Raw genomic sequence first — 17,277 nt, 5'->3', positions numbered from 1 at the left:
GCAATCACAGACAATATATATTATATCTGTAATTACAGCTCAAATTTGCTGACGGCTTCATTGTACAGATGAATAGCTAAATCGCGCATAATTTGTTCGTTTTGGAACTCACTTCCTAACTTCTGTTTTGCCATTTGAACACACATTTTCATCAAGTCTGACGAACTTTCGATGTGAAGCGCGATCGCCCTTTGCTTTTCTTCAAAGCCGACCTCGATTTCCGCCAGCCTTTTGACCGATTGATAATTCGCCGATTGCTCTAAATTTGCCGCCATTTTTTCCTGCTTTCTCCTTTGGACTTCCTCGGAAAAACCCGCAGCAATGAGCCCTGCAGGTAACGCAAAAATTCCGATTCCCAAAAATGCTAATATTGCTCCTAAAAATTTCCCCAAAGGAGTGATTGGATAAATATCACCGTAACCGACAGTAGTTAAGGTCACAACTCCCCACCACATTGCATCGGGGATGCTCGCAAAAGTTTCTGGATGCGCCTCATTTTCAACAAAATACATGACGCTAGAGGCAAATATTAACAGGATAAAAACTGCAAATGCAGTGGCAATTAACTCCTCTTTTTTAGCGTACAATACTGCTGCCAGAGTTCTGAGCGATTCTGAATAACGGCTCATTTTTAGCAACCGCAATAAGCGCAAAACACGAATTAAATTAACGAAGTTTAAACTAGGAAATAACAACAAGAAGTAAAAAGGTAAGATGGAAATTAAATCTATCAAACTTAGGGGTGTAAGAGCATATCTCAATCTTCCCCAAAGCGGGTGGATGTATCTGCGATCGACTGTGGACACCCACAGCCTTAAAATATATTCTATTGTAAATACTAAGGAGGAAACAATTTCGATGTTTGCCAAAAAGGATGTGTATTCTGGCGACAATGTGGGCGAAGTAGAAGCAATGAAAGCTGCGACGTTGATCAGAATTAAACAAGTTATGAAAATATCATCTGCTAAACTGTATAAATTGCTTGAGTCTGAGGTTTCTAAAATTTCATAAATTATAGTTTTGATTTTTTTGCCCATCTGAGTTGCTCCTAAAATTTTAGCAATTAACGATCGCGCTTTACTACAGTCTAAGCAATTAGATTCAAAAAATTAAGCAGGAGTTGCCCTCAAACTAAAAATTTGGTGTCTTCAGAGATCTCTTGTTACGAAATTCAATATTTCTCAGGGAAAGTGGGTTGTTTGGGGCAACGGCGTTCTAGTAAAATTTAGAGTTGATCGGGAAAGAATTTCCCACTATTACTGGGTTTGCAGGCAAAAATCATGAAGGTAGCCGTATTCAGCACCAAATCCTACGATCGCACATTTCTGGAAGCAGCGAATGTCGGCGGCAAACACGATTTAGTTTTTTTTGAACCGCGTCTGAACCTGGAAACCAGCGTTTTGGCTGCTGGATTTCCGGCAGTCTGCGCGTTCGTGAACGACTCCTTGGACGCGAAAACGCTGCTTAGCATTGCCGAAAAAGGCGTTCGCTTGCTGGCCCTGAGATCCGCCGGATTCAATCACGTCGATTTAGCAGCAGCGAAGGATTTAAATCTAACTCTCCTCCGAGTTCCGGCTTATTCTCCCTACGCAGTGGCCGAACACGCAGTCGCTCTGATTTTGTCCCTCAACCGCAGAATCCATCGGGCCTACAACCGCGTCCGCGAAGGCAATTTCGCCCTAGACGGCTTGTTGGGTTTTGATCTCCACGGCAAAACGGTGGGAATTGTCGGAACAGGCAGAATTGGCGCAATTACTGCCCAAATTCTGCACGGATTCGGGTGTCGCCTGCTGGGATACGATGTTTACCAAAACCCAGATTGCCTCGCCATAGGCATGGAATATGTCGCACTCTCGGAACTGTTCGCCGCCTCTGATATTGTCAGCCTCCACTGTCCGCTGATACCGGAAACTTACCATTTAATCGGTGCAGAGGCGATCGAGCAAATGAAACCGGGAATGATGCTGATCAATACCAGCCGCGGTCAGTTGATTGACACTAAAGCTGTTACCAAAGCACTGAAGTCTGGTATAATTGGCTACCTCGGCTTAGATGTTTACGAACAAGAGACGGATCTGTTTTTTGAGGATTTGTCAAATCAGGTCATTCAAGACGACGTTTTTCAGCGTTTGCTGACTTTCCCGAACGTCCTGATTACCGGACATCAAGCTTTCTTCACCGAGGAAGCTTTGAAAAATATCGCCGAAACCACGATCGGCAATATCACCGACTTTGAACAAGGACGCCCTTGCCCGAATCAAATCGACCTCGATCAAGTGAAAAAATGAGTCAAAAGACCGATTTGGCAGCGAAGGCAATTGTTTAAAATCAAGTCATATCGTTATTTTTGCTTGCAATTTGTGAAACTCTGCCTTAGTCTCATCAATTAGTCCCTGCAGCGCGGATGCTGTGCTAATTGCCGGACAATTATACTGGCAGCAATTCACAGCCTGCAATTTTACCTGACAACGGAGGAAGTATTCAATGACACAAGCTAACTTTTCGGACGAGACACAAACAATCACTGATGTTGTGACAGTAGATCTGGTGGAGGACAAACCGGGGGTCATGACTACAGTGACAACCCCAGAAACAACGACGAGTCAGCTCCAAGATATTAAAGACCAAGTTATTACAATTTTGTCGGAACTTCCAGCCTATCTCTCTAATTTTTTTGCTGACTACCAAAAGCCCCTCATAACTGTTGGTTTAATTCTGGCAGGCGGTATTAGTATTAAGGTAATGCTGGGAGTTTTAGGTGCTCTTAATGATGTCCCTTTGGTAGCTCCAATTTTTGAGTTGATTGGCATGGGATATACGGGTTGGTTTGTCTACCGCTATCTGCTCAAGGCTTCTGATCGCCAAGAGTTGTTAACGGAAATTGATTCTTTAAAAGAACAAGTTGTAGGTAAAGATTCTTAGAGGAAGTCATTGGTCATTAGTCATTAGTCATTAGTCATTAGTCCTTGGTCATTAGTTAGTAGTTATTTGTTATTTGTAAGGCTATAGCCATAACCGATAACAAGTAAACAGCAACCCATGCCCAATGCCCAATGCCCAATGCCCAATGCCCAATGCCCAATGCCCAATGCCCAATGCCCAATGCCCAATCTTAATTTGGATGGCAAACTTGTTGCAAAGTGGCGGTAAAGTCGGGGTAGGAAATGGCAGCAGCTTCTGCCCGGTGAATGTTAGTAATACCTGTGGCGTTGAGGGCTGCGATCGCCAAACTCATCGCTATTCTGTGGTCGGTGTAGCTGTCAACATCCGCGCCGGTCAAAGGAGTTCCCCCGGTAATTTCTAAACCGTCGGGTAACTCGGAAATTTTGGCTCCCATGCGGTTGAGTTCGGCAGCAGTCACTGCTAGTCGATCGCTCTCTTTGACTCGCAACTCGGCCGCATCTCGAATTATTGTAGTACCGGATGCAAAGATCGCGGCTACTGCCAAAATCGGGATTTCGTCAATCAGTCGGGGAATTAAGTCGCCCGCAATGGTGCATCCCCGTAATTGGCCGGAACTACGAACCAAAATATCCGCTACAGGTTCTCCAGCCGCCTCTCGCTGATTTTGCAGTTCAATGTCCGCGCCCATCATTTCCAAAGCTTCCAAAATGCCTGTACGAGTTGGGTTGACGCCGACATTTTCGACTACGAGCTCCGAACCGGGGACGATCGCCCCAGCAACTAGCCAAAATGCCGCCGAACTAATATCCCCCGGTACAATCACATTCTGCCCTTGCAGTTGTGTCGGCCCAGTGACTGTCACGCTACAAGTTTCTGGATCGACGCTCAATTGGGCGCCAAACGCTCGCAGCATCCGCTCGCTGTGATCCCGCGACAGAGCGGGTTCTGTGACTGTAGTTTCTCCGCTTGCCATCAAACCGGCGAGCAAAATGCAAGATTTAACTTGAGCCGAGGCGATCGGAGAATGGTAGTGAATCGGTTTTAACTGCTGTCCGAGTATCCCTAAAGGAGCTAAAGAGTTGCTTTTTCGGCCCCAAATTTGCGCTCCCATTTGTTGCAGCGGTTTAATGACGCGCGACATGGGGCGCGATCGCAAAGAACTGTCACCCGTTACTGCATAAAAACGCCCCGGATGAGATGCTAAAATTCCCAACATTAGCCGCATCGTCGTGCCGGAATTACCCGCGTCCAAGACTTCCACAGGCTCCTCTAACTCGCCAATTCCGACGCCCCGGACTGTCACCCGTTCCGCGTTGAGTTCAGAAACTTTGGCTCCCAAGAGCGAGAAACATTTAGCAGTGCTGCGGGGGTCTTCTCCTAGGAGTAGTCCCTCAATAGTAGTTTCACCTTGGGCGATCGCACCCAACATCAAAGCTCGGTGAGAAATCGACTTATCGCCCGGAACTCGAATCCTCCCGACCAGGGACAAGCCCGATGCCGGTTTTTGAATGCTTAAAGTTTGAGTTTTGTCAAGAAGCGTAGTAGTTATAATGTCAGCTTGCATTGAGATAAACTAGGATTGGATGGCGTTAGCTATCCTACCTTTTTCCCAGTCCTAAGTCAGTCGTCTTTTGGATGTCTGCGGGTTTGTTCCCAATGTGTCCGGTTAACTTAAAAGCTGATTAAACTCGCCCGGAGACTCCGCTGTCAGTTCTCGATGACACGGGAGTGCGGACGCAACGGCACGGATTTCACATTAATTTCACAAATATTATCCGTGTATCTGCCTAGATTTCATGTTCTGCTCTTAGTTATCGACCAGATGATTGAATTGTGACTCAACAATTTTAGATTTTCGATTGCAAGTTGTAGATTTTTCATTTTTTTAAGCAAAAGCTCCGGAATTTGGAACCCAGCCAATCTAAAATCTAAAGTCTAAAATCTCAAATCTCAAACCGCCCGATCCACCACAACTCCTAAACTTTTATTTATGCTGACCCATCACCGCAAGCCTGTAAGTTTATCGCTGGTATCCACAGATTTACCTTTGTGGTCAGTCGTTGAAACCGCTGCTACGCTTTATCAAAAAGACCGGGATCGCTTTCACTTGTTGTTACACGAACCAGCAATAATCGATCGCGAATTTTCCGACGGTTCCAACGAATCTGCCGAGCAAGTTACAATCTTACCCCCAACTACAAAACCCCGGTTGCTCTGGCTAGAAGTTTCGCCCTATCGAGTCATTATGACGATGCAAGGAAACGGCAAATACAGTTACCGCCACTGCTGGGAACGAGGAATGTACGGCCTGAGCCGTTATTGGCTTCAGGGTGAATCCTTGGCGACTCCCGAACAGTTGCGACTCCGCAACTTCACTCGCAACTTGACGCTGACAGGAAAGCCGGAACCGGATCACTTGCAGTTAGAATACGAGTTGTGGTCGGAGAAAGTGCAACTCGGTCGCTATATTTTGAATCTAGAAATTCATCACTAAATTGGGTAATTGCACAGGGGTAATGGGGAATTAGTAGATGCTATAGCCTTTCTCTGGTAAATTAGGTGTTCCTGGGCATCGGGCATCGGGCATCGGGCATCGGGCATCGGCGCTTCCTTTTCTTTATCCGAATTCTATAGCGCGTACCTCACTTCCTTGAATACCGCTATAGATGAAGGCGATGCCTTCCTCAAACTCAAAACTCACGCATTCAAAACTCAAAACTCTTCGCCTTTAGCGATCGCCCTTACAATAATTAATCAGTTTGCTAGTCAAAGCGTCTTGATTTACGGCTGCTTGATTCGCCTGTTGGCCCGCTCTAATAATATCTGCTTGAGCTGTTTTGATTTGCTCTCGACCTTCTATACTTGTAGAAGCGAGATTTCCAGCCTGAAGACTTTTGCTTATGTCGCCGAGTGCTTGACTAATTTCCTGGAAAGATTTAACCGATGGCTCCTGAATTTCTTTGAGGGTTTTATCTGTTATTCGCAGATCCTCAAGTTCATTCGCTATCAGGTTCAAATTTTTAGCTAAATTGTCGGTCGTTGCAGCATCGTTGCTGTCTTTATTAACATCAATGAGAGCGTTGCCTTTGTTGACAATTTCAGTAAATTTAGTACACTGGACAGCTCGACTATTGCTGCAACTAATCGTCAGCGTACAGCAAGCAACAACTATCAGTAGGATGGTAATCTGTTTGCGAAAAAAGTACATGAACCCTCGGTTACAAAAAAAGTAGATTGTGGGATTTTGTCGTAGAGTGCGTCACTCGATTTTCGATTTTCGATTTTCGATTTTCGATTTACTTGCGACATTGAATCAAAGGAGCTGGAACTTTGGTCTAAAATTAGGGATTGTCCACAAGGCGAGTGTACGCGGCACAGTATCCGTTTTTGGGTGTGTCAGCGGGCCGATCGATATATCGACTGTCGAAAAACTTTCGCGGCATTCAGACACGCTCTACTAAGCTAAACTACGTACCTGTTTAGGAACTATGGTCAAAAACAGCAATAACCTAAAGAAGGGCAGCATTTGGGGATATCTTACCCTGCTTTTGCCTATTTCCTTGACGGCGGTTGCCAGTTTCGAGTCGGGAAGGATGTTTTGGGCGATCGCCACCACAGCGGGCATTGCTTGGGCTTGCAGGCTCTACCAGCAGCAGCAAAAACACAAACTCGCTCATTTAGACTCGGTTTTCTATAAGTTGATCAAGGAAAATCAAGGGCGAGTTACGGCTTTGGATTTGGCGATGAATGCAAAACTGCCCGGAGAAAAGGTTCAAGAGTATCTCGACGAACGAGCCTCTGAGTTTGCAGCGGATTTTGAAGTGACGGAACAAGGCGGAATTTTGTATTATTTTCAAATAGCTCCACCTGTCAATCAAAGCGAAACAGCTAATGCGGGAATAGCTGTTCAAGAGCCTCCCACAAATCGGGAAAAAGCGCAAGATAAAAAACCAAATTTATTCCCCATTGCTCAAACTAAGACTCCTCAAAAGCCCAAAATCTCTTTTACCCAGACGGAACTCTCCCGCAGGTTCAAAGTTCACGCAACTACGATCGGCAAGTGGAAACTTAAGCCGGAGTTTGCTCAGTGGAGTCGCGAAAAAGACCCGGAGGATCTCGCCTGGGAATATTCTACAGAAAACAAGCGATTTTATCCCAAAGATTGAGTCCCTGCGGTATTCACCAAAATATATCAAGAAACCCGGTTTATACGACGCTCTGCGCTTAGTAACGAAGAATTTGGCAAGAAACCGGGTGTCTAAGAATTGAGCGCGTCTAGGACTGATTTTACTGCGGTTGACCGATCGACCTGTGTAGGTTATTTTAAGTAAAATCTTCTATAGTTGAGTTTGCCAAATAAAAATCGGTAAATTCGATCGTCCTATCTGTGACTTTTTTCTCCTATGTCCAAAACAACCTTGCGAGTAGTCGCCCGCCTCGTCGCCTTTCCCGACAAAGTAGCAGAACTTAAATCTCTGCTGCTGAGCATTATGGAACCCACTCGCAAAGAAAAAGGCTGCATCAAATACGAACTCCTGCAAAATCAAGCCGATCCCACAGATTTTACGTTTGTTGAAGAGTGGGAAAGTACAGATTTGCTCGAACTACATCTCGGTTCAACTCACATTCAAGACGCAGTGCAGAAATTAGACGGTTTGGCCGTTGGGCCTCCAGATATCCGTCGCTATGAATTGCTAGCTTAATCGGGTTGTTATAGCAATTTTATTGATGTTTGTGACACACTTTCGATCCCCCCTAACCCCCCTTAAAAAGGGGGGGACAAGAATTCAGTTTAAATAAAAAAATCATGACATTAGCAACAATAAAACAGTTATTTATTTATCCAATAAAAGGGCTGACGCCGCAAGAAATGTCGGAGTTTGCTTTAACAGCAGGACACGGCATTAAGGGCGATCGAGCTTTTGCCTTAATGTTTGCAGATAATCTTGAAGCTGCAAAGATGCCTGCCCAAAATATGCCTTGGATGAGCAAAAAACATTTTGCTGTCCAAAACGATTGGCCTTTGTTAGCAGCTTTAGAATGTGATTATCAACCGGAAACGGCTGTTTTAACAGTCAAGCGTGAAGGAGTTGCAGTGTTATCTGCAGAAACGAACACAGCAGCGGGACGCGATCGCATCGGCAGTTTTTTCACCGAATATTTGGCTGCAATTGAACCCACAAAAGAAGCGAGACACCCGCAGTTTGCACCTTTGCAATTAGTCGGTGACACCAGCGGCGAAACTCGTTATCCCGATCGAGAACCCGTACACATTTCTTTACTCAGTCAAGCCACATTAGACCAATTAACAGAAATCGCTGTTCAAAAGATTGACGTGGCCCGATTTCGCCCGAACATTGTGCTAGAAGGTATGGCAGCTTGGTCAGAATTTGAGTTGATCGGAAAACAGTTTCAATTAGGCACAGCGCGCATAGAAGTTACAGCACGAATCGGTCGGTGTGTCAATATAGAAGTGAATCCAGAAACGGGCGATCGGGATATTTCCCTACTCAGTTTACTCCAAAAGGAATTCGGTCACGCGCAAACTGGAGTTTTAGCCAAAATTATCAACAGTGGCAATGTTAAAATTGGCGATGTTTTGACTTCTTATTAATAAAAAGCAACCTTAAGATTGTGAATGCTGCCTAACTTCCTCTACTGATAAACCGAGTGCTTCTGCCACTTGCTCTGTATTCAATCCCATTGCCAACAACCGAGGGATGGCATCCCGCCGCGCTTGGGCTTCTGCACTCAAAGCCTGCTCTGCTAAGGAAGCTCGTTCTGTACCTGTCAGCAGCAAATTGCCCTCGCTGTCCCACCACCGCAGCCACAGCATTGTCTGGTTTTGATAACTGCCTTCCCACAGTCCTAATTCTACGCCCATTGGCGCGATCGGATAATGAGCGCGATCGTTCGGAAGCAACTGCTGGTAAAACCCATTGTTCAGGCTGTAAACCTCCAGCCTGCCACTATTGATTTCATAGATGCCATAATACGGAATCCGCATGATCCGCTCATAGACCCAAAACTTCCCAGGTCTTGGTGCCGATTCGACTTCTGAGTACGATAGCGGCGTTGTGTCTCGCTCTTGTGAACCGTCTCCCGATGCAAACTCCAAAGCAATCATCGGAGCCATGAATTCCCGCCACAGCACGTAAGAGCGACGAATCTGATTTCCTAATGTTGGTGGCACGTTGGGCACGTAGAACCAATCAGGAGCTTCTGCTCCCTTTTCAAGCGGGTCTGTTTCTCGCCAATAGATGCCACAGTCTTGCCCTATAGCATATTGCCCATCGGGATGAAGCCCTTGCAATACCGACCCGATAGAATCAGTCAAAATAATGCTCTGGGGATGCTCCTGAAAATTCTTCACAAAAGTGCCGTCTTCCTCTGGCAGTTGAGTGTGGTCGGGGAAGGGAGAGGGAAGGACAATCTTTTCGGTTGCCGGGGTCATGCTACCTCTCAAGTATTGCAGCTTACCTGAATATCTTAACTCATCCTTCTTGCGGCACCCTCACCTTATTACCAATCAAGTTCAGAAAACTCGTTCCAAAATGTTGAACCTCCAAAAAATTAGCATAAGCAGGAGTTGACTTGTAAACTCTAAAAGTTCGCATAATTCCTAAAGTGGCCGCGCTTTCCAGCGGGCCGATAAAGCTAGTATCCCTGTCCAAAAAATGAGACTGCTTAGCCCAGTGTGCCATCTGTTCCGCATTCAAAAAATAGCAGCCGGAATGAGGATTTAAGGCCCGCTCAAAAGCGACTGTTTGTTCCATGATTTTTCCCATTAACTGCCGCTGCTCCTCTACATTTTGAAACGGAGAAGTCGCTGAGTCTGCTAAATCCCCATCAACATATGCTTTAAAAACCGCGCCTTTAGGCGCTATTTCATAGCGATTAGGTTGGAGCAAATTCCCATTTCCCCCGTGATGCGTAAACCACTTTAATTTACTAAAAAACCACGGATCATGCAGCACTAAATCATCTTCCAAATAACAGAAATAATCGTATTTGTTAAGACACGCTCGCAAAACTGCTTGACACTCAAACCCCAACAGCAGCGGTTCGCATTTTGTAGCGTGGTGCATAAAACATCTGGGCTGCACTGGGAGTTGAGGCAACAGATGATAACCTTGAGTAGTGCAAACAACAATGTCAATTTCGTGCTGTTGAGATTGATTTGCGGGGATAGTTGCACATTCGCTAATGTCAATCATGGACTGAGATTTGCCGTACAAAGCTTGCAGCGAGGTCACGCAAGCGGTTAAAGCATTTAGTCGTGGTTGCGGATCATTTCGCTGGGAAGCGTGTTTCCCGTCGCCGCTGGGGTTGTAAAAGTGAGCAATAGTGAAGAGAATTCGCATTGGTGTGGAGTAACAATTAGAAATTAAACAATAAAACAGAACGATCGCACAATAACCCTATAAATCTTACCGCACTTAGTCGCCAAATAACTCCGGCAGACGATCGCGCAACTCAGCATTTAAACGTGGCAACTCGTCCCGCATCTGTAAGTACCAATCTCGCCGCTGCCGGTAGTGCCCACGCAGCAAGCGGTTGTCCCGCACCCATTCGTAAGCATTCGCGGCTATTTTTCGGCGCATAGAAGTGTCTGAAATCAGCGAATTTAGTTTGGTTTCAAACTCTTTTTCATATCTATAAATCAATCCGGTTTCACCTTCGACAATCGAATGTTCGTAAACAGTGGGACTCGCCAGTACCGCTACTCCCCGCGCTGCACATTCAATAAATTTTAAGTCGGATTTCATTTCGTTAACCGGGTTGGAAACGAGCGGTAACAGAGCGATATCGCAACTGTACATGATTTCTTGATACCGTTCGTAACTGCAAAAGGGTTCAAATTCTTTTTGTTGTATTTTCAATGATTCAAAAAATTTGCTATCGTGGATTACTTTAACTCGAATCCGGTGCTTGTGTGCAACTAAAACTCGATTGAGCGCTGCCATAATCGGCTGCCAATCTTTTTCGCGGTTGAGCGCACCAAAAAAGATTGTGACTGTATCTTCAATCGGATAAATTCGCGGGGGCGGTAGATAAGCTAATTGATTGGGAAATACGGCAACATTGGGATTGTAGTGCCGCAAAATTTTTGCTAGCGGTTCGGTAGAAGTTTGAACGCAGTGACAGCCGCGATAGCTGAGGTAATTATTATCTGCATATTCGCGGCGACGGATGGGATTGTCGTCAATTTCAGCTACTATTAAATAGCCTTGTTGCAGCAGTTCTTTGAGTTTGGGAATATAGGCGGGATATTGCATGATTGTCCGCTGCCAGATGAAGACTTTTTCTTCTCCAGACAGGGGCGGAATTAATTCTGCTGTTTTGACGTGGGATACCGTGCGGACACCGGGAATTGTGGCGCTAAATTTGTCCGGTTCCAAAACTCGCACGCGATCGCACCCTGTAGGAGCCATAATGATAGTTTGAATCAGCAGTCTGCGGGCAGGTACGGTCGATTTGGTCGATCGCACGATATAATGTTCAGCACCGGTTTCCGTAGCAAAGCTGCTCGATGTGAGCTCTAAAGCCTTTACCATTGGATGCAATAATTCCTGAAAGTGGACAAAATTTTCGGTTTTGTGTCCCTTCCCTTGAAATTCATAAACCTGCAATCCGGCCTGAGCAAATAGTGATTTAATACTTTCTAGGGTAAACCAGTGCTGCATCTTACTGTCGGGATTCTCCCACTGTCCCCGCAACAGATTGACAATCCGCCGCCAGTATTGAACATTAGGGATTCTGGCGAGAATTTGCCCCTCTGGATTCAGCAAACCACTGTACTGCTTGAGCACTTCCCAGGGATTTTTGAGGTAGGGTAGCAAGTCACCAAAAACCAAACAATCGACGGTTCCTGGGGCGATGTCGAAACTTTCGAGGGCAATTTCTTCAATATCAGCTACCGTCACCCAGTTTAGCCGATCGACTGCAATTTTAGCTTTTTCTCGATCGCATTCAATGCCAATATACTGACAATGGGGATTGATCAGCTTGTACTCTTGGCCCGTCGAGCCCGTACCGCAGCCAATTTCAACAATGACTTTAGCATCCGGCGGTAGCAGCTTCAAGAAGTCGTGGTTGACGCGATCGATCACTTTGTCTAAAATTCCTGATTAGTTTATCGTAAAATAAAACCGAGCCACCCATGCCAACAGAATACGAGCCGAAGGTTAGCATTGCGATGCCAGTATACAATGGCGATCGGCACATTTGTCAAGCACCAAATTTTCTGTTGCCAACTCTTTCTCTTCCCTCTCTTCTCTTCCTCTGCGTTCTCTGCGCCCTCTGCGGTTCATTTAATCTTATTTACCCATCCTCCAAAGATTGCTGTATCTTAGCAAATATTGAGCAAAATTATAATTTATTCTCAACCCCTACCCTCCTTTAGCGCGATTGAGGATCTCAATTAATTTTGCTTTTTTACCAAAAATAAACCCAACAATTTGCTGAATACATTTTAAACTATGAGTCCAAATCTAGGAATTAACATCGCCGGCTACATCAGCGGCGAATTTGGCATAGGAGAAGGTGTCCGAGCCAACATCAGAGCCGCAGAAGCCGCCAACATTCCCTTCGTTATCAACAATTTTACCCGCAGTCCCCACCGCAAACAAGACACCACTTATCAAAATTTTAGCCAAGACAATCCCCATCCCGTAAATTTACTTCAAGTCAATGCCGATGAAGTTGCAACCTTTATCAAACATACAGAGTCCAGCTATTTTGAAAACAAATACAATATCGGATTTTGGGCTTGGGAACTTCCCGAGTTTCCCCCAGAATGGCAGCCAGCATTTAATAACTTTCACGAAATATGGACTTACAGCAACTATTGCGCCGAGGCAATTTCCGCAGTCTCGCCAATTCCCGTTATCAAAATCATGCCCAGTATTGCTCTCTCTGCACCTTCCCTTAACAGAGAAGCACTGAATTTACCTAAAGATAAATTTATTTTCTTGTTTGTATTCGACTTTTCCAGCCGCATCGAGCGGAAAAATACTTTAACGACAATTCAAGCATTTAAGCAAGCTTTTGGCGAAGATAACAGCGTATTATTGGTCATCAAATCTTCTAATTCCAACAAATTTTCAGCGGCGCAAAAATCCTTAAACTTAGCCATAGCAAATAATTCAAATATCAAACATCTAGACGGGTATTTGTCCAAAAATAAACTTAACGGATTGCTCTATAATTGCGACTGCTACGTATCGCTGCACCGCTGCGAAGGATTTGGCTTAACAATGGCTGAAGCCATGTTTTACGGCAAACCCGTAATTGCCACCGGCTATTCATCAAATACAGAATTTATGAATGTCGGCAATAGCTATTTAGTCAAGTATAAGTTAATCCCAATTGAGCAAGATTGCGGGCCTTACAAAAAAGGCAATGTTTGGGCCGAAGCGGATGTCGAACACGCTGCTGATTTAATGCGGTACGTCTTTAACAATCACCGGGAAGCTCAACAAGTGGGAGCGATAGCTGCTGAGGAAATTAAGACTTTACTTAACCCGCAAGTTACAGGGAAGAAAATTAGAAAACGTCTCGAATATATTGCCGAGATTACCGATAACTTTCAAAGCATACCTCTGTCAGGAACAGCCAAAGCGAAGTCTGCCAAAATAAGGGCTAACTTGCCACCAGCACAGCAACAAAGTCAATCAAAAGCAGAGCTGCTAAACGGACAGCCGAAGGTTAGCATTTGCATTCCGACATACAACGGAGAAGCATTTATTGGAGAAGCAATCAAAAGTGCTTTGGCCCAAACCTACCCTAACATAGAACTGATTATATCCGACGACGGCTCCACAGACCGCACAATTGCGATCGCCCAATCATTCCAATCAGAAACCTCAGTCGATTTCCGCATCATACTGCACCGCAACTACGGCTTATCACAAAACTGGAATTTTTGCATCTCTCAAGCAACAGGTGAATACATTAAATTTCTATTTCAAGACGACTTGCTCGCACCAGAATGTATTGAGAAAATGGTCGCACTCGCCCAAGAAAATCCCAGAATAGGTATGGTTTTCTCCCCGCGCGGCATCACCATAGCTGACAATGAATCTAACCCAATTTTGCGCGGAGCTTCCCAATCAATTAAAGATTTGCATAAAAGTTGGTCGAATTTAAAATCTATTCAGCCAGGAAAAGAATTACTCGCAGATACTAAATGCTTGAACAACCCGATAAACAAAATTGGCGAACCAAGTACCGTCTTAATTGCCGCGCGAGTATTTACAGAAATAGGATTATTTGATTCGGGATTATCTCAGTATGTAGACTTAGATATGTGGTGGCGGATCATGGGGAACTATCACATCGGATTTGTAGATGAAAAACTGTCCTCCCTGCGGATTCATCCCGAACAACAAACTTGGAAAAACTTCGCTGCTGGGGAAAATCATAAGGATGTAGTAAGATTTTACAAAAAACTACTAAATAGTCCTGATTATAGTTTCCTGGATCAACAAATCAAACAGACAATCCGCCAAAAGCTGGCATTGAGAACCCAACCGAGTTTACCGGAATTGTCAGCACTGCTTGAGCAATACAATAAATTCCCCTCAAAACAGCCTCTTCTCGCGCTGCGCCCATACCGCCAACAGCTAGCTGAATATTGGCTAAATTTTCCATCGAAAAAATTAGAAAGTGCTTACTCGAAAGACATGGGGAAAGCTCACAAATTGCTACTAAATAGCGGTATCAAAAATGAAACTTTAACTGAGGAAGAACAAAGTTTTGTCCAGCAGTTATCCTCGAAACTTGCTGCTGAAGGAGGGGAAATTGCCGATAAGATGCCACATCTCTTCGCAGCGATGCTGTACCGCCACGCTTATCAGTTGCCACTTGAGTATAACAATGCAGCGATTCCCCAGTGGTTTTTTGACGACTTTTTGAAATTTATATTTCAGTCTCCCCGTTATTTTAAACAAAACGGGGAAGTAGAAAGGTACTCTGAATATTTCCAGCAGTTAATCAAGTACGTCGCAGCTAATATCGCCAGTTTTCCCGATTCAGACGTTTGGCGTTATTTAGCGGCTTTTATTGCGAAAAATGTTAGCTTCCAAGCTTTGCATTTGAGCGATGTCAATCTGCTCAATATATTGAGTCAACGAGCTGATATTCTGGAATTTTATTTGAAAATTATCGGCTGTCAACTAGAATGGAATTTTCCTCATAGAGAATCTGGAAAAAATAAAATCCGAGTGGGTTTTTTGCTTGATAAAATTAGTGATAAATCCGAGACTCGTGCTGCAATTTCGAGTTTTGAATATTTAGACAGAAGCAAATTTGAAATAATCGTGTACCATTTCCAGGTACAAGACGAGCGACTGGGGAAATATTGCGAAAATGGCGCCGACAAACTGGTGCAACTGTCAGAAAATTTGCCAAATCAAGCCCGAGAAATGCGATCGCACGATCTAGATATTCTGCTAATCTGCACCAATACTACCGACACTTCTCAACCAAGCGCGCTGCTGTGCCTGCACCGATTAGCGCGGGTGCAAATAGCTACCGGTGCATCAAACCCCGCAACCACAGGCGCCCGAAATATCGATTATTTCATTGCTGGAGATTTGACATTGCCCGCAGGTGCAGCAGCAGAGTATCGCGAAAAATTAATTACTTTAGAAGGGTCGGGAGTTTGTGTAAGCTATACTGTAGGATCAGCACCTGCCACAGTTGAACCGACTCGCAGGAGTTGGGGAGCCACCGACGAATCTGTAGTGTTCATGTCCGGCGCTCAAGCTTTTACAATTATCCCAGAATTGAGAGAAACTTGGGCAAAAATTATTGCGGCGGTACCAAATTCTATTTTAGTTTTGTATCCCTTTCGTTCGCGCAATGAAAACTATCCGAAGGTGCCTTTTTACAACCAAATTCGATCGCTCTTTGCCAAATACGGTATTGACAAAAAGCGCTTAGTGGTGATTAAGGCGCTGCCATCTCGCGCAGATTGCATAAAATGTCTGGAATTGGCTGATATATATTTAGACTCCTATCCATACAGCAGTGGCTGCTCCTTAGCAGAACCCCTGTTGGTTGGGTTGCCTGTAGTGGTAAGAAAAGGGCAAACAACTCGATCGCGACAATCAGCCGCCGTGATCGAAGAACTGCTAATTCCGGAACTGGTAGCAGACAGCGAGAACTCTTATTTAGAGCTCAGCATAGCACTGGGAACCAACCCAGAACTGCGCCGGCACTACCGAGATCGAATCGATCACAAAATGGCGGCAAACCCCAAATATCTCGACAGTCGCGCTTGCTCGACCCAACTCGAAACACTCTTTGAAAGACTATTCCGAGAGTGAAGGAAGAAGGAAGTTCAGCAACTAAGCAGTGTACGGGATTTAACGGATAGATGTTGAGGGAAGATTTTCCCACTCTCCCACTCTCGCATCCCGTTACCATTCTGAGACCCGCGGGGAACCCCTCGCTAGGCAGAGCGTCAAGAAATAGACAGCAATAGCGCTAGCCCACTGACGGTCTGCTATCATCGGGGAATCGAGGGGTTAGTGGTTGTCGCTCTTTTCCTGCCACAGCTAAATTAAAAGGGGAAGCGCAAGTCAGTTGGAGATAAAAAAATGACAGGACTTTTTCAAATAGGCGATAAATTACTGCAAGCTCAGGATATGCCATCGCTCCTGAAGCGTTATCAGTTGATGCCACAATTCTTGCGGGGTGTAATAGTAGACCAAGCGATCGCATCCTTTAGTTGCAGCGACGAAGAACGCAAATCCGCCGTCCTTGACTTTCTGGCACAACACCAACTGACAGCCCCCGAAGCCAAAGAAGCTTGGCTGCGCGGCCAAAATATGACGGAAGAAGAACTTCAAGAGATGGCCGTTAGGCCCTTGCTGATCGAAAAATTTAAGCAAGCCACTTGGAGACCTAAAGTAGATAATTATTTTTTAACCCGCAAAGCCAGCCTAGACCACGTAGTCTATTCCCTGGTACGCACCAAAAATCCAGCACTGGCAAACGAACTTTACTTTCGCATCCTCGAAGGGGAACAAACCTTTGCTGAAGTGGCCCGCGACTATTCCGAAGGGCCGGAGTCCAAGTCAGGCGGCTTGTTGGGTCCAGTACCCCTCAGCCAGCCCCACCCGGCAATCAGCAAACTTTTGTCCGTCAGCCAGCCAAATCAACTCTGGACGCCGCGTCCTCTGGCAGAATGGATGGTAATTATTCGACTAGAAAAGTTCATGCCGGCCCAGCTCGATGAATCGATGCGGCTGCACTTGATTAACGAACTCTTTGAAAGCTGGCTCGCCGAACAGATATCGCAAATAGGCCCGCTACAGCCCCTCTCCTCGGTGTCTTCAATATCATGACAATCAAGCAATTTGG

14 protein-coding genes are annotated in these 17,277 nt (G+C 45.2%); 8 read left to right on the top strand and 6 right to left on the bottom strand.

All coding sequences use genetic code 11. The annotated features are described in order from the left end of the window. Positions 1–32: 32 nt before the first annotated feature. Positions 33–1,037 (bottom strand): ion transporter, encoded by a 1,005-nt coding sequence (locus QUA36_RS07495; protein WP_333456499.1) that lies wholly within the window; start codon positions 1,035–1,037, stop codon positions 33–35. 243 nt (positions 1,038–1,280) lie between these two features. Between QUA36_RS07495 and QUA36_RS07490 the strand changes: the two genes are divergently transcribed. Next, a complete protein-coding gene (locus QUA36_RS07490) occupies positions 1,281–2,288 on the top strand; it encodes a 2-hydroxyacid dehydrogenase (RefSeq protein WP_333456497.1) in 1,008 nt (335 codons plus the stop codon). Positions 2,289–2,484: 196 nt separating this feature from the next. Next, positions 2,485–2,922 carry a CAAD domain-containing protein gene (locus QUA36_RS07485; RefSeq protein WP_333456495.1) on the top strand — a complete coding sequence of 146 codons (438 nt, stop codon included), beginning with the start codon at positions 2,485–2,487 and terminating at the stop codon, positions 2,920–2,922. 190 nt (positions 2,923–3,112) lie between these two features. Here the strand turns inward: QUA36_RS07485 and aroA are convergent, their stop codons facing one another. Then, the gene (gene aroA, locus QUA36_RS07480; RefSeq protein ID WP_333456493.1) at positions 3,113–4,468 is read right to left on the bottom strand and encodes a 3-phosphoshikimate 1-carboxyvinyltransferase; all 1,356 of its coding nucleotides are present in this window, start codon (positions 4,466–4,468) and stop codon (positions 3,113–3,115) included. Positions 4,469–4,894: 426 nt separating this feature from the next. On the opposite strand from aroA, the gene QUA36_RS07475 reads away from it, so the two are divergent. Beyond that, a complete protein-coding gene (locus tag QUA36_RS07475) occupies positions 4,895–5,398 on the top strand; it encodes a hypothetical protein (protein WP_333200022.1) in 504 nt (167 codons plus the stop codon). 234 nt (positions 5,399–5,632) lie between these two features. Here the strand turns inward: QUA36_RS07475 and QUA36_RS07470 are convergent, their stop codons facing one another. Beyond that, positions 5,633–6,112, bottom strand: coding sequence for a hypothetical protein (locus QUA36_RS07470; RefSeq protein ID WP_333456491.1), 480 nt, complete (start codon positions 6,110–6,112; stop codon positions 5,633–5,635). Positions 6,113–6,392: 280 nt separating this feature from the next. On the opposite strand from QUA36_RS07470, the gene QUA36_RS07465 reads away from it, so the two are divergent. The 3 genes from QUA36_RS07465 (at position 6,393) to QUA36_RS07455 (ending at position 8,518) form a co-directional block, all read left to right on the top strand. Beyond that, positions 6,393–7,070: a hypothetical protein gene (locus tag QUA36_RS07465; RefSeq protein WP_333456489.1), complete on the top strand. Its 678-nt coding sequence runs from the start codon at positions 6,393–6,395 to the stop codon at positions 7,068–7,070. 237 nt (positions 7,071–7,307) lie between these two features. Beyond that, positions 7,308–7,607: a putative quinol monooxygenase gene (locus tag QUA36_RS07460; protein ID WP_333456487.1), complete on the top strand. Its 300-nt coding sequence runs from the start codon at positions 7,308–7,310 to the stop codon at positions 7,605–7,607. 104 nt (positions 7,608–7,711) lie between these two features. Next, entirely contained in the window at positions 7,712–8,518 is an 807-nt protein-coding gene (locus QUA36_RS07455) for an MOSC domain-containing protein (RefSeq protein WP_333456485.1), read from the top strand. A gap of 12 nt (positions 8,519–8,530) precedes the next feature. On the opposite strand, the gene QUA36_RS07450 is transcribed toward QUA36_RS07455, so the two are convergent. The 3 genes from QUA36_RS07450 to QUA36_RS07440 form a co-directional block, all read right to left on the bottom strand. Then, positions 8,531–9,358 carry a Uma2 family endonuclease gene (locus QUA36_RS07450; protein WP_333456483.1) on the bottom strand — a complete coding sequence of 276 codons (828 nt, stop codon included), beginning with the start codon at positions 9,356–9,358 and terminating at the stop codon, positions 8,531–8,533. Positions 9,359–9,398: 40 nt separating this feature from the next. Beyond that, complete coding sequence (locus QUA36_RS07445) at positions 9,399–10,268, bottom strand: calcium-binding protein (RefSeq protein ID WP_333367105.1); 870 nt, start codon at positions 10,266–10,268, stop codon at positions 9,399–9,401. Between the two features lie 75 nt (positions 10,269–10,343). Next, positions 10,344–12,017, bottom strand: coding sequence for a methyltransferase domain-containing protein (locus tag QUA36_RS07440; RefSeq protein WP_333158021.1), 1,674 nt, complete (start codon positions 12,015–12,017; stop codon positions 10,344–10,346). A 369-nt stretch (positions 12,018–12,386) separates the two neighbouring features. Between QUA36_RS07440 and QUA36_RS07435 the strand changes: the two genes are divergently transcribed. Further along, positions 12,387–16,238: a glycosyltransferase gene (locus tag QUA36_RS07435; protein ID WP_333456481.1), complete on the top strand. Its 3,852-nt coding sequence runs from the start codon at positions 12,387–12,389 to the stop codon at positions 16,236–16,238. 273 nt (positions 16,239–16,511) lie between these two features. Beyond that, positions 16,512–17,261 (top strand): peptidylprolyl isomerase, encoded by a 750-nt coding sequence (locus tag QUA36_RS07430; protein WP_333158023.1) that lies wholly within the window; start codon positions 16,512–16,514, stop codon positions 17,259–17,261. Positions 17,262–17,277: the final 16 nt, after the last annotated feature.

The sequence above is a fragment of the Microcoleus sp. Pol10D4 genome (genome assembly GCF_036701555.1).
Classification (GTDB): domain Bacteria; phylum Cyanobacteriota; class Cyanobacteriia; order Cyanobacteriales; family Microcoleaceae; genus Microcoleus.
This window is presented reverse-complemented; position numbering and strand designations above follow the sequence as displayed.

Coding starts and splice junctions, on each gene's coding strand:
- QUA36_RS07495 (WP_333456499.1), bottom strand. CDS start 1,037: ATGGGCAAAAAAATCAAAACTATAATTTATGAAATTTTAGAAACCTCA.
- QUA36_RS07490 (WP_333456497.1), top strand. CDS start 1,281: ATGAAGGTAGCCGTATTCAGCACCAAATCCTACGATCGCACATTTCTG.
- QUA36_RS07485 (WP_333456495.1), top strand. CDS start 2,485: ATGACACAAGCTAACTTTTCGGACGAGACACAAACAATCACTGATGTT.
- aroA (WP_333456493.1), bottom strand. CDS start 4,468: ATGCAAGCTGACATTATAACTACTACGCTTCTTGACAAAACTCAAACT.
- QUA36_RS07475 (WP_333200022.1), top strand. CDS start 4,895: ATGCTGACCCATCACCGCAAGCCTGTAAGTTTATCGCTGGTATCCACA.
- QUA36_RS07470 (WP_333456491.1), bottom strand. CDS start 6,112: ATGTACTTTTTTCGCAAACAGATTACCATCCTACTGATAGTTGTTGCT.
- QUA36_RS07465 (WP_333456489.1), top strand. CDS start 6,393: ATGGTCAAAAACAGCAATAACCTAAAGAAGGGCAGCATTTGGGGATAT.
- QUA36_RS07460 (WP_333456487.1), top strand. CDS start 7,308: ATGTCCAAAACAACCTTGCGAGTAGTCGCCCGCCTCGTCGCCTTTCCC.
- QUA36_RS07455 (WP_333456485.1), top strand. CDS start 7,712: ATGACATTAGCAACAATAAAACAGTTATTTATTTATCCAATAAAAGGG.
- QUA36_RS07450 (WP_333456483.1), bottom strand. CDS start 9,358: ATGACCCCGGCAACCGAAAAGATTGTCCTTCCCTCTCCCTTCCCCGAC.
- QUA36_RS07445 (WP_333367105.1), bottom strand. CDS start 10,268: ATGCGAATTCTCTTCACTATTGCTCACTTTTACAACCCCAGCGGCGAC.
- QUA36_RS07435 (WP_333456481.1), top strand. CDS start 12,387: ATGAGTCCAAATCTAGGAATTAACATCGCCGGCTACATCAGCGGCGAA.
- QUA36_RS07430 (WP_333158023.1), top strand. CDS start 16,512: ATGACAGGACTTTTTCAAATAGGCGATAAATTACTGCAAGCTCAGGAT.